The 12,911-nt window shown below is 47.2% G+C and carries 11 protein-coding genes; 1 reads left to right on the top strand and 10 read right to left on the bottom strand.

The features are described from left to right. The 7 genes from mraY to mraZ all read right to left on the bottom strand — a co-directional run bounded on the left by mraY (nt 1) and on the right by mraZ (nt 7,566). A complete protein-coding gene (gene mraY, locus KO533_RS20710) occupies nt 1–1,083 on the bottom strand; it encodes a phospho-N-acetylmuramoyl-pentapeptide-transferase (protein ID WP_006079891.1) in 1,083 nt (360 codons plus the stop codon). After that, nucleotides 1,084–2,466 carry a UDP-N-acetylmuramoyl-tripeptide--D-alanyl-D-alanine ligase gene (gene murF, locus KO533_RS20705; RefSeq protein ID WP_219255951.1) on the bottom strand — a complete coding sequence of 461 codons (1,383 nt, stop codon included), beginning with the start codon at nt 2,464–2,466 and terminating at the stop codon, nt 1,084–1,086. It lies immediately after the preceding gene. Nucleotides 2,467–2,542: 76 nt separating this feature from the next. Further along, complete coding sequence (gene murE / locus KO533_RS20700) at nt 2,543–4,045, bottom strand: UDP-N-acetylmuramoyl-L-alanyl-D-glutamate--2,6-diaminopimelate ligase (protein WP_219255949.1); 1,503 nt, start codon at nt 4,043–4,045, stop codon at nt 2,543–2,545. Next, nucleotides 4,042–5,796: a penicillin-binding transpeptidase domain-containing protein gene (locus KO533_RS20695; RefSeq protein ID WP_105251191.1), complete on the bottom strand. Its 1,755-nt coding sequence runs from the start codon at nt 5,794–5,796 to the stop codon at nt 4,042–4,044. The genes murE and KO533_RS20695 overlap by 4 nt, the downstream gene beginning before the upstream one ends. A gap of 13 nt (nt 5,797–5,809) precedes the next feature. Beyond that, nucleotides 5,810–6,124 carry a cell division protein FtsL gene (ftsL, locus tag KO533_RS20690; protein ID WP_105251190.1) on the bottom strand — a complete coding sequence of 105 codons (315 nt, stop codon included), beginning with the start codon at nt 6,122–6,124 and terminating at the stop codon, nt 5,810–5,812. A gap of 10 nt (nt 6,125–6,134) precedes the next feature. Next, nucleotides 6,135–7,076, bottom strand: a complete 942-nt coding sequence (gene rsmH / locus KO533_RS20685; RefSeq protein ID WP_219255947.1) for a 16S rRNA (cytosine(1402)-N(4))-methyltransferase RsmH — start codon at nt 7,074–7,076, stop codon at nt 6,135–6,137. Between the two features lie 31 nt (nt 7,077–7,107). Beyond that, nucleotides 7,108–7,566 carry a division/cell wall cluster transcriptional repressor MraZ gene (mraZ, locus tag KO533_RS20680; protein WP_105251188.1) on the bottom strand — a complete coding sequence of 153 codons (459 nt, stop codon included), beginning with the start codon at nt 7,564–7,566 and terminating at the stop codon, nt 7,108–7,110. A 663-nt stretch (nt 7,567–8,229) separates the two neighbouring features. On the opposite strand from mraZ, the gene KO533_RS20675 reads away from it, so the two are divergent. Continuing rightward, the gene (locus KO533_RS20675) at nt 8,230–8,565 is read left to right on the top strand and encodes a hypothetical protein (RefSeq protein ID WP_173247350.1); all 336 of its coding nucleotides are present in this window, start codon (nt 8,230–8,232) and stop codon (nt 8,563–8,565) included. A 171-nt stretch (nt 8,566–8,736) separates the two neighbouring features. Here the strand turns inward: KO533_RS20675 and glpK are convergent, their stop codons facing one another. The 3 genes from glpK to leuD all read right to left on the bottom strand — a co-directional run bounded on the left by glpK (nt 8,737) and on the right by leuD (nt 12,896). Further along, nucleotides 8,737–10,221 carry a glycerol kinase GlpK gene (gene glpK / locus KO533_RS20670; protein WP_219255946.1) on the bottom strand — a complete coding sequence of 495 codons (1,485 nt, stop codon included), beginning with the start codon at nt 10,219–10,221 and terminating at the stop codon, nt 8,737–8,739. Nucleotides 10,222–10,414: 193 nt separating this feature from the next. Continuing rightward, nucleotides 10,415–11,764, bottom strand: a complete 1,350-nt coding sequence (locus KO533_RS20665) for an outer membrane protein transport protein (RefSeq protein WP_219255944.1) — start codon at nt 11,762–11,764, stop codon at nt 10,415–10,417. Nucleotides 11,765–12,290: 526 nt separating this feature from the next. Then, nucleotides 12,291–12,896: a 3-isopropylmalate dehydratase small subunit gene (gene leuD / locus KO533_RS20660; RefSeq protein ID WP_219255942.1), complete on the bottom strand. Its 606-nt coding sequence runs from the start codon at nt 12,894–12,896 to the stop codon at nt 12,291–12,293. Nucleotides 12,897–12,911: the final 15 nt, after the last annotated feature.

Raw genomic sequence — 12,911 nt, 5'->3', positions numbered from 1 at the left:
TTACCTTAACTTCAACGTGGCTAAGCCAAGTAAGACGAGGAATATCGAGATAATCCAAAAACGCACTATCACTCGAGGTTCAGGCCAACCTTTTAACTCATAGTGATGGTGGATCGGCGCCATGCGGAAAATACGCTGGCCGCGTAACTTGTACGAACCCACCTGCAGGATCACCGACAGAGTTTCCATCACAAACACGCCGCCCATGATCACTAACAAAATTTCTTGTCGAACGAGGACCGCAATAGTGCCAAGTGCAGCACCTAATGACAGTGAACCCACATCGCCCATGAAGACTTGCGCGGGATAAGTGTTGAACCATAAAAAGCCCAGACCCGCACCGACAATGGCGGTACAGACAATCACAAGCTCACCCGAACCGGGTAAATGCGGGATATGTAAGTAATTCGCAAACTGAGCGTGACCCGACAAATAAGCAATCAATGCAAACGCCGCCGCGACCATTACCGTCGGCATAATCGCCAAACCATCGAGACCATCGGTTAAGTTCACCGCATTACTCGAACCCACTATCGTGAAGTACGCCAATACGATAAATACGGCGCCGAGTTGCGGCATCACGTCTTTAAAGAAAGGCACCACTAATTGGGTTTCGCCTGGATTGGCCGCTGTGGCATACAGAAAAAAAGCAATAAGCAGCGCAGCCAAAGATTGCAGAATGTACTTCCAGCGCGCGATCAAGCCTTTAGTGTCTTTACGCACCACTTTGCGATAATCGTCGATAAAACCGATCAAACCGAAACTGCCGAGCACAAACAGCATGACCCACACATAGCGGCTACCGAGATCGCCCCACAGCAACACGCTGATGAAAATAGCAGCCAATATCAGCAAGCCACCCATAGTCGGCGTGCCACGCTTACTAAAATGTGATTCTGGACCATCGTTACGCACAACCTGACCAATTTGCAGTAATTGCAAACGTTCAATCAGTTTAGGGCCAAACCATAAGCTAAAAACCAATGCGGTCAATAAGCCTAAAATGGCTCGAAATGTCACATAGGAAAACACGTTAAACCCGGTATGAAAACGGGTTAGATACTCGGCCAGATATACCAGCATTTACACTAACTCCCCACGCCCGAAGGCTACTGTTAGGCCATCCACGACCCGCTCCATGGCGGCGCTACGTGAACCTTTAACGAGAACCGTTACCTGTCCCGGCAACTGGTTTATATGCTTTATAAGTTTTTCTACTAACGTCGCCACACTGTCATAGTGCTCCGCACCGAAAGCTTGGCTCGTGTGCTGACTTAAAGTTCCGGTACAAAACAAGGCATCAATCCCCTGTTGCTTGGCCAGTTGCCCTAGTTCAGCGTGTAAAAGGGGCGCATTGTCGCCTAATTCTCCTAAATCTCCCAGTACCAGACAGCGATTTTCAGAAATTTCCTTTAACCAAGCGATAGCAGCGCCAACGGACACAGGATTTGCGTTATAGCTATCGTCGATTAGACGCACGCGCCCCAATTGACTCGGCTGCATACGTCCTTTCACTGGCGTTAATTGGCTCAAGCCTTCAGATATTTCAGTCAAATTCAATCCCAAAGCAATACAAACACTTGCAGCGGCGAGTGCATTACTCACCTGATGACGACCCGCCAACGGCAATACAACTTGGCAAGATTCACCTAAATAATTGAGCATAAAACGATAGCAACCATCCGCATTAGTCTTATGGCCTGTCGCTATCACGTCGATATGACGTTTAGCGGCGCCATCTTGCTGGGAGAAGCTCAATTGCTTATAAGGTCTTGCCTTAACGCTCATAAAATCAGCGAAGGCATCATCGGCGTTGATGATGGCAGTGCCATCGGCCTGCAGATGATTAAAAATCTCTGACTTCGCCTGTGCGACACCTGCTTGTGATCCAAATCCTTCTAAATGGGCGCTGCCGACGTTATTCACCAGCGCGACGTTTGGACGCACAAGTCCCGAGGTGTAATCGATTTCACCTTTATGGTTAGCGCCGAGCTCGAATATCCCAAACTCATCCGCTGGCGTTAAACGCAGCAAAGTAAGCGGCACACCAATCTCATTATTAAAATTGCCAGCGGTATAGAGGATTTGATGCTTTGCCGACAGAATGGTCGCGATCATTTCCTTCACGCTGGTTTTGCCGTTTGAGCCAGTCAAAGCAACACAAATCGGATTGATCTGGTCACGAACATAAGCCCCTATCGCACCCATGGCCTTTTGACAATCAGCCACAATGAGTTGTGGGATATCAAAAGCTAATTCACGCTCAACCATTAACGCCGCGGCGCCGTTCTCAATAGCGGTAGCTGCAAAATCATGGCCGTCAAAGCGCTCACCCTTTAAGGCAACAAACAGGGTTGCAGCGCCGATTTTGCGGCTATCACTGCTTAAATCTTGGATAGTGACGTCGTCACCGACTCGATGCACGCCTAAGTGTTGACTTAGAGTCTCGAGAGAAAGAGGGATCATCTTGATTGCTCCAATGACCGGTGTGCCAATACACATCCATCATAGTGTTGACTTAGGGCCTCGAGAGAAAGAGGGATCATCTTGATTGCTCCGATAACTGGCGTGCCAGAGCGCGTTCATCATAGTCATGACGCACACCTGCCGCCTCTTGGTAAGTTTCGTGGCCTTTGCCCGCCAGCAAGATCACATCGCCAGGTTTAGCCAATGCCACAACCTCTTTAATTGCTGCGATACGGTTAACCTGAGTCAATGCCTGCTCTGGTGTTGCAAGCCCTTGGATAATATCGGTAATAATTTGCGCGGGGTCTTCACTGCGCGCATTGTCGCTGGTCACCATAATGCGGTCGGCAAACTGTTCAGCAGCTTGGCCCATCAAAGGACGCTTGCCCTTATCACGGTCGCCGCCACAACCAAACACGCACCATAAATCACCAGCACAATGGCGACGTAGCGCGTTTAACGCTTGTTCTATCGCATCGGGTGTATGGGCATAATCGACCACTAAGGTGATGTTATCCGCTGTAGTGAAACGCTCCATACGACCTGCAACGGGCGTTAAATATTGCACCTGCTCGGCTAACGCTTTCATATCAAAACCTTGCAGATACAAGGCCGATAACGCCGCGAGTAAATTAGAGAGATTAAAGGCACCAAGAAGTGGCGAGTGGATTTGAGTCTCGCCCTCGGGCCACACTAAGGTTGCACTGACACCTTGATCGTCAAACTTGGCATTTTTAGTATAAAAAGCCGCACCTTGATGACCTTCAATGCTAAAACCCCAAATCTGCGCAGGCACAGGCTTAAGCTCAGTCAACCAAGAGGCGCCAACTGCATCGTCGAGATTCAATAAACCGTGACCTAAAGTGCTGAAACGAAATAGGCTTTGTTTAGCGGCGACATAGCTTTCCATATCGCCGTGGTAATCGAGGTGATCGCGCGTCAGATTAGTGAACACGGCAACATCAAATGGTACTGCGTCGACGCGGCCTTGCACTAAGCCGTGGCTCGACACTTCCATGGCGCAGACGTTCGCGCCTTGGGCTTCAAACTCATGCAACTGACGCATTAAGGTAATCGCATCGGCTGTGGTGTTACCACTATCAACAAGCTCGCCCCAGAGACCATTGCCAAGGGTGCCCATGACGGCGGCTTTGCGCCCCAATGAAGTCACCAGTTGTGCAATGAGTTGACTCGTAGAGGTTTTACCGTTAGTTCCAGTAATGCCGATAACCCCAAGGGATGGCATAACGGCAGACTTGTGCGCTAAGGGATAACGCTGGGCGGCAATTGCCGATACCTGACGACTTAACTGAAAGAAATAAATCTGCACACCGTGCTCGGCATTATCGCCCAGCAACACTTTGCCATGTTGGTCAGCATCATCCGTGTGAACTAATACGCCTGCTGCACCTAAATCTAAGGCTTTTTCAATAAACTGTCTGCCATCGACTTTATGTCCTGGCAGCGCCAAAAACACATCGCCGCGACGTATTGCGCGGCTATCTAAGGTCAGATCATTGAAGGACTGCGCGCCAGCATAATGTAGCCAAGGCGCTAGCAAATCCCGTAATAACATCATTCTGCTCTCCCAGCGGCGATTCCCGCCAATTGCACTTGTTCTTTATCGGTAATGGGTTCAACGTTTAACATTTGCAGTGCGCCAGACATGACTTTGGCAAATGCAGGCCCCGCCACTGAACCACCATAATAGAGATCACCCTTAGGCTCATTCACTACCACCACTATCGCTAATCTAGGATTATTCGCAGGAGCAACACCCGCAAATAAAGCAACATAATCATCACCATAACCACCAGCAACTGCCTTACGACTTGTGCCAGACTTACCTGCAACTGGATAACCGTCGATGTGTGCTAAGGTGCCAGTGCCACCTTTTTCCGTTACACCGACCAGCATTTGCATCACATCGTGGGCCACATTTTCAGAAATGACTCGCTCACCGACAGGTGGCTTTTTCAGTTTCATTATCGAGACTGGGAACAAAGTACCGCCATTGCCTAAGGTGGCGTACATGCGCGCGAGTTGAAGTGTTGTTGCCGTTAAGCCGTAACCGAAGGACAAGGTGGCACGTTCAAAGTCTGACCAACGGTGGCGATCTTGAATCAAGCCAGCGCTTTCACCCGTGAGGTTAATTCCCGAAAAACTACCAAGTCCCATGGATTGATAAGTGCCGAGCAGTTGCTGCACCGGAATAGACAAAGCCAATTTACTGATGCCGACGTTACTGGATTTAGCCAAAATACGCGCCAAACTCATATCGCCGTAGTTCGCGGGGTCACGTACTTGGCGACCACCTAAACGCATCCAACCCGGTGAAGTGGCAATAATATCGGTCGATTTAACTGTGCCAGCTTCAAGCGCTGCGGCTACCACAAATGGCTTAATGGTCGAACCCGGCTCAAAGGTATCTGTCATAGCACGGTTACGCATTCTGAAGGTTTGCAGATTGTCGCGCGCATTGGGGTTATACGAAGGCGTATTCACCATAGCCAAGACTTCACCCGTGTGAATGTCGAGGACGACAATCGAACCCGAAGTCGCTTGGTTCATCTCAGTGGTGCGTTTTAGTTCGCGATAGGCTAATTGTTGGATCCTATGATCGATACTCAGCACGAGATCATTTGGACTCTCACCTTCCTGCACTATATCGAGACGCTCGACGACATGACCATCGCGTGACTTACGCACTTTTTGTTTGGAAGGCGTACCTGTTAACCAACTATTGTAAGCATTTTCAACACCTTCAATCCCAACATCATCTATGTTAGTGATGCCGATTAACTGAGCTGTGATTTCACCACCAGGATAATAACGGCGAGATTCAGACTTTAGAAATACACCGGGTAATTTAAGCTGAGTAATATAGTCCGCAACCGCAGGGGTAATTTGGCGTTTCAAGTAGGTGAAGCGTTTGGTGGGGTTACTGCGCACTCGCTCTAACAAATCTTCGAGGGGCTCATGCAACACATCGGCTAAGGCTTGCCAGCGGCGCATATCGGCAAAACCATTACTATCATTGACTTGTTTTGGATCGGCCCAGACGGCTCGTACTGGTACGCTCACGGCCAGCATGTCGCCATTACGGTCGGTGATCAAGCCACGCTGCACTTCACGACTTGTGGTCCGCAATGTTCGCATGTCACTTTCGTGACGTAATTTGTCGGGCTCGATAATTTGAATGTAAGCTGCGCGTCCCACTAGGCTGCAAAACAACGCACACACAAACCCGACCACTACGTATAAACGCCAGTGGATCAATTGAGGTTTTTGCGGTTTGCTTACCCGTTTGATTTTCGCTTGCCTAGTCATATCTTCCCTATACTCACGGCACCTTTACCACAACTTCTTCGCTGGGTAACGGACGACTCATGTTGAGTTCCTTAGAGGCAATACGCGTAATACGACTGTGCTCAGTCTGCGATTGCTCTTCTAATAATAAATTGCGCCACTCAATATCTAATCTATCTCGCTCCTGCAGTAACTGGTCCCACTGGGTTGTCAGTTGACGGCTAACATGGCTGCCATAAACCACGGCAACCGCATTACTCAGCACAAGCAAGGCTAATAACAAGATCCATTTGTGCAGCCATAAATCATGTAAAACGATCCGTGGCAGATTAATCGAGGGCTTACTCACAGTGCGCCCCTTAGTAATCTAAACGCTCGGCAATGCGTAACACTGAGCTGCGAGCTCTGGCATTGCGTTCGATTTCTTCGTCGGATGGCATAATCGCCTTGCCCACGGCACGTAACTTACGCGACTTGTTAATTTGATCTTCAGTAACCGGAAAACCGTGCGGTACACTTTCGCCTTGGCTATGACGACGAATAAAACGCTTCACGATACGATCTTCTAAAGAATGGAAACTGATGACTGACAAACGTCCTTGGGGAGCGAGCACATTGACGGCTCCTTCAAGAGCCTGATCAATTTGATCTAATTCACTATTGATATAAATGCGGATCGCTTGAAACACCCGAGTCGCAGGGTGCTTATTGCGTTCTTTATTTTTAGTGATACGCGCAATTAAATCGGCTAAATCTTTGGTACGTAAAAACGGCGTTTTCTCACGGTCGGCAGCAATACAACGGGCAATATGGCGAGCATTTTTCTCTTCACCGTAGGTTTTAAATACCCAAGCCATATCTTCAATTTCAGCACGAGCCAACCATTGCGCAGCCGTTTGGCCTTGACTGTTATCCATACGCATATCGAGTGGACCATCGCGCAAAAAACTAAAACCGCGCTCAGCATCGTCGAGCTGGGGTGAAGACACACCTAAATCGAGTAATACGCCATCAATTTTGCCCACAAGCCCAAGCTCTTCGACATAATCGGCTAATTGACCAAAGCCACCATGCACGATTTGAAAGCGTGGATCGTCAGCAAATTGTTTGGCCGCTTCAATCGCTTGAGGATCACGATCGATGGCGATCAATCGACCATGTTCACCGAGTTGTTGTAATACATGTCTTGAATGACCACCGCGGCCGAACGTGCCATCGATATAGATGCCATCGTCTTTGATGTTTAAACCGCCAACCGTTTCTGCTAGCAGTACGGATAAATGGGCAAATTCTTGACTCATTACTCTCTTCTTATTTAGTTATCACGACTCGTTAAAGTGAAAAATCCGCGAGGCGCTCATTATTAACGAGATCCTCACTTCGAATCGTTTCCTGACATTCATCAATTTGCTGCAGCCAAGATTGCTCATCCCACAGCTCAAATTTATTCAATTGCCCCACCAGCATGATGCGCTTATCTAAATTGGCATATTGCCTTAACGGTGGCGGCAGTAATATGCGCCCATTACTGTCGAGCTCCACTTCGTGGGCGTAGCCGAGTAACAGGCGTTTTAAAGATCTCTGGGTTTTATCGGTATCTGAAAGCTTCAACAACTTAGCTTCGATCAATTCCCATTCGTGAATGGGATACAAGAGTAAACAGGCGGATTGGATATCGACGGTAATCACGATGCGCCCTTGGTGCTCAAGCTGCAAAGGTTCGCGGTATCGCACTGGAATAGCGATCCGTCCCTTTGTATCTAAGTTGATAGCACTGGCTCCACGAAACACGCTAATTCATCCTATCCTTTGATTTTTGATCCACAAATATCCACTATTTCCCACAACTGCTAAGTTTAGGGACAGTCGACAAGCATTGTCAAGGGATGGGATCCTTTTATAAATCCAGTCGGCAAGCGGGTTAGCCGCATGTTGAGCACTTAACCTCGCGACAAACTTTTGACAAGAAAAACCATTAGAGATTGACTAAACAGAGGAAACAACAGGAATAAATAGCGCCGATATATTCAGCAACCTTTTGCTTTCAGGTGCTTGCGATGAAAAAAATGGGGAATTATTTCTGTATTTGTGGGATTTTACGGGTCGAGAAATAACGTCAAACTCAAAAACGCAACAAAACAAACTTACGTCCATCCTTATTCGACAGTCAAAAAAGAGTTGAAATCAGCATAAAAATCTAAATTTTTATTCCAAATAAAGACGTTCATCTTTTTACTAATGGCTGAATATTAATGTCGCGATTGCGAGAAAGATCAAAAATCCCACGTAAAATCCACAAAAAGAACCACTTTCTCCCTATACATTCACCTTATACCCGCACTAGCTACCTAATGGCTCGCCTTATTCGCCTTAACAAGTTAAACGGCGTATAGTCTAAATATTGACCTACTTCAGCCGATATCATATTAAGAGGTGTAATAACAAGGAGGCGTTATGAGTGGATTGGATAGCATTTATGCCATGCTGGCACAGCCAGTAAAAGCCGTGTTTCACCCTAAACGGGTTGTTGACCAAGTCAGCAGTGCAAGCGCAAATGCCCCCGATAGCCATGAAACACCGCAGTCGCAGTTACCTCCAGCGTTAGAAAGCCACGATACTAAAGTTAGGGAAAGACGCAAAGAATCAGATAACAATAAAAATAAGAAACGCCGTGCATCGGATGAAACCGAAACGCTAAAACTAAAAGAAGGTGTCGTACTTGAAGTGACCGATGATTCCGCAGAAATCAAGAAGCCACCGAGCCAACATATCATTGATGTAGAAGTATAAATCCGTACTGATATAAAACGGAAAAGGCGCAATCCCATTGGATTAGCGCCTTTTTATTAGCCTCTTTTTAGCAGCACTATCGAGCATGTCTGAAATCAGGCCAGATTTCGAATCATGCGATACCTCAAATTAAGTTTTATCTCAAACCAATGCCGCCTCAAAGCGTATTGTTTAAGTTCGAGTTCTGGCCACCGCGTCCTGCCAACCTGCGTATAGCTGTACTCGAGTCTGGGCATCGATATTAGGGATAAAATGCTTATCAATGCAGGCTTTGTGCTCAAGCTCTATCACACTCTCCCAAAAGCCCACTGCCAACCCAGCTAAAAATGCCGCACCCAAAGCGGTTGTCTCACAAACGCTTGGTCTTAACACTTCGACATCGGTAATGTCGGCTTGAAATTGCATCAAAAAATCATTAGCGACCGCGCCGCCATCCACCTTTAAACGCTTAAGGCTAACGCCACTGTCTTTGATCATGGCATCGAGTAAATCTTTACTCTGATAAGCGATGGATTCTAACGCCGCCCGAATAATATGATTACGATTCGCCCCGCGTGTCAGACCAAATAGCGCACCACGGGCATTGGGATCCCAATAGGGCGCACCGAGTCCCACAAAAGCGGGCACCAGATACACGCCATTAGTATCGGCGACCTTAGAGGCAAAGTACTCAGTATCACTGGCATCACGAATAAGCCCCAGTTCATCTCGCAGCCATTGAATGGTCGCTCCGCCCATAAAGACTGAACCTTCAAGGGCATAGTTCACTTCACCCTTAGGCCCCACGGCAACTGTAGTCAATAAGCCATGGTCTGAGCGCACCGCTTTTGTCCCTGTATTCATCAATAAAAAACAACCAGTACCGTAAGTATTCTTCGCCATGCCGGGCTCGACACATAACTGACCAAAAAGCGCAGCCTGTTGATCGCCCGCCATTCCTGCAACTTGGATTTCACTGCCTTCACCCGCAATCCGTGTCGTACCATACACGCTGCAGGAGGGTTTAACGTCAGGCAACATAGACAAGGGAATATCTAAGGCTTCGAGTAACTTATTATCCCAAGTCAGGCTATGGATATTGAATAGCAAAGTGCGGGCAGCATTGGTGGGATCGGTAACATGTACCTTGCCCTCGGTTAACTTCCACACGAGCCAAGTATCGATAGTGCCGAACAACAACTCACCACGCTCGGCTTGCTCACGGGCATTGGGCACATTATCTAGAATCCATTTGATCTTAGTGCCTGAAAAATAAGGGTCGAGTAATAAACCGGTATTCTCACGCACATATTCTTCTAACCCTTGAGCTTTGAGTTGCTCACAAATCTCAGCGCTGCGACGGCACTGCCACACAATCGCGTTATAAATAGGTTTACCTGTGGCCTTCTCCCATATAACAGTGGTTTCCCGCTGATTGGTAATGCCAATGGCGGCCACTTCATCGCTGTGAATACCCGCACGCGCCAATACTTCAATTAACACTGAACTTTGGCTTGCCCAAATCTCCATGGGATCATGCTCGACCCAACCCGGATTAGGGTACAACTGGGTAAATTCACGCTGGGATACGGTGACAATGTTTGCGTCGTGATCGAACACTATCGCCCTTGAGCTGGTTGTGCCTTGATCTAAGGCCACCACGTATTTTTTCTGCACGCTACTATCCTATCTGAACTCTCCGCCGCCTTTTTATGCTGGCGAGAATTAACATGATCCACCGACTTATGCAGTGAATATATTCGGAATTTACCGCCGTGACCAGCAAGCAAGCCGTAAAACAAGATAACGCCACCATGCTATAGCCATAAAAAAGCCCTGAAGATTCAGGGCTTTTTTTAACATACTGAACTTACATCTTGTAGCTCATTTGGATACCCGCAAGCCATACATCGCCGCTTGCTTCGCCGTTAAAGTTAACAGTCGCTAGGTTCAATAGGTTTTGCTGTTCGTTGATTGGCGCATCGCCAGTCGCTTTAATATAAGTCACAGCAAAATCAACGTTCAGGTTCTTAGTTGCCTGATAACCTGCGCCCACAGAGAACCACAGACGGTCAGAGTCTGGAATTGTGGTTGTGCGCCACTCGTCATTTGCCGCCGTTTTATCTAAAGCAACACCCGCACGCACTAACCAATCGTTATTCACTTGATAAGTCGTCCCTAGCGCGAAGCGCCAGTTATCTTCGAAGTGCTCTTCTTTAACTAAATCAGACTCTAAACCGCCCTTAGGTTTAACTTCACCAGGGAAATAAGCCACTAGTTGATCGAATACGCTCCAATCAGTCCAGTTCACACTCGCATGCATGGCCCAGTTATCGGTCAATTGGTGATGGGAAGCTATCTCTGCAAAAGCGGGTAATTCAAGCGGTAAATAACCTTCAATGGACACATCTTGGCCGCCAGTGTACAGCACACCTGAGGCATGACCATCCAAGTCCAGTTGCACGCCACTGTGATAAGCAAAGCCCAAACGGTGAGCCGGATTAATCTGCCAACTGACACCTAACTGCCAGCCATAACCCACATCATCACCCTTCATGCTTTTCAGCTCAGTGCCACCTGGAGGTAACACTGCCTGCACAGGAGCTGGCAGAGCAGGTTTGATACCATCAACCCAACCTGGTAATGAGGCACCAATTTCGCCTTCACCATAAACGATACGTACACCAGCACCTACGCTGACAGCATCATTGATGCGATAAGCGATGTTTGGATTAAATTCAACGGTCGTAACCGAAGTCTTGTTACCAAAAATAGCCGCTGCGTGGGTCGCGGGTAATTCAGTGGCTAGACCATAATTAGAGTTTACCGCTAGGCCCCAAGTCCATTGATCATTTAGCTGATTTGAATAATAAAAATTTGGCACAAGTGCGTCATCGGCCACATCCAGTGCGTCGCCACCTTTCATAACAACAGGATTTGGACCAATTAACGGTGAGCTAAGGCTCACATCACCAGTCACATCGACGTTTGGCATAACGTAAATGCCACCCGCGGACAACTGGCGTCCTTCTAAATAAGTGAGCATGGCAGGATTTCGACCTTGAGCCGAAGCGTTATCCGCCATAGCGGCTTCACCAGCAAAGGCGCGACCTAAACCTGTAGCAGAGTATTCCGCAAGTTGAAAACCTGCGGCATGGAGTTGAGTAGTTGAACTTAACAAGGCTGCAGTGACAGCCAAAGTCAGAAGACGTTTTTGCATTGTTATTCTCTAATCATATTATTGTTATCTGTACTACTTAGATGAGTACTGCGGCGTTCAGGCAAAATAGAGCAAACACTCCATATTGAATGCGCAGCAGTTTACTTATGCAGAAGATGTTTGCAACCAAAGGAGATAAAACAGACAGAAAATCTAAAGAAATGCGACTTTAAAACAGATTTAGTGACATACATCACCATTCAAACAAAAGCCAACCTTTAAACACTCAAAAATCATTAACGACTGTCGTGAGATTTAAATAAAGAACCCAACAAATACCAATATTAAACAACAAGATAAAAAATTAAAACTTTAGAACACCTGTAAATCATTTAAACTCGACAAATTCAGCATAAATCACTGCAGAGAATAAAATTTTCTAGTATCAAAACGACAATAAAAATTTATGTCTTAAAATACAATAAATTAAATTAAGAGTGTATTGAGATTCAAAACAAAAACGCCTAGGTATTAACCTAGGCGCATAAATATAGACTCAACACGAGTACAAATGTGCGCTGAAAGTTTAGCGGCGCCAACCTTGGATTTGAGTTTCGTACTGACTGATTTGCGCAGCATGGGACAAGGTCAGCCCAATAGCATCTAACCCATTGAGTAACTTATGTCTCGCCGACTCTGCCAGCGTAAAACTAAACTCAGCACCTGACGGTGCAATCACTTTACAGCTGGTGAGATCAACTGTGATTTGCGCGCCTTCTTCTGCCGCCACTTCATCCATCAACTGACGCACCTGCGCGTGGGTTAACGCCACAGGCAATAGGCCGTTATTGATTGAGTTGCCGTAAAAAATGTCGGCAAAACTCGGTGCAATAATGGCGCGCAAACCGAAGTCTGCCAGCGCCCAAGGCGCATGTTCGCGGCTTGAACCACAACCAAAGTTTTCCTGCGACAAAAGAATTGAAGTGCCTTTATAACGAGGCTGGTTCAATGAAAACTCAGGATTAGGCACATCGCCCGCATCATCTAAATAACGCCAGTCATGAAATAAGTGCACGCCAAAACCATCGCGCGTCACCTTAGACAAAAACTGTTTCGGAATAATCTGATCAGTATCGATATTGGTGCTGTCGATCATGACCGCAAGCCCGGTATGGGTCGTAAAAGGTTGCATTAACTTCTCCTCTTG

The organism is Shewanella sp. NKUCC05_KAH (assembly GCF_019345585.1).
In the GTDB taxonomy this organism is placed as follows: domain Bacteria; phylum Pseudomonadota; class Gammaproteobacteria; order Enterobacterales; family Shewanellaceae; genus Shewanella; species Shewanella oncorhynchi.
This window is presented reverse-complemented; position numbering and strand designations above follow the sequence as displayed.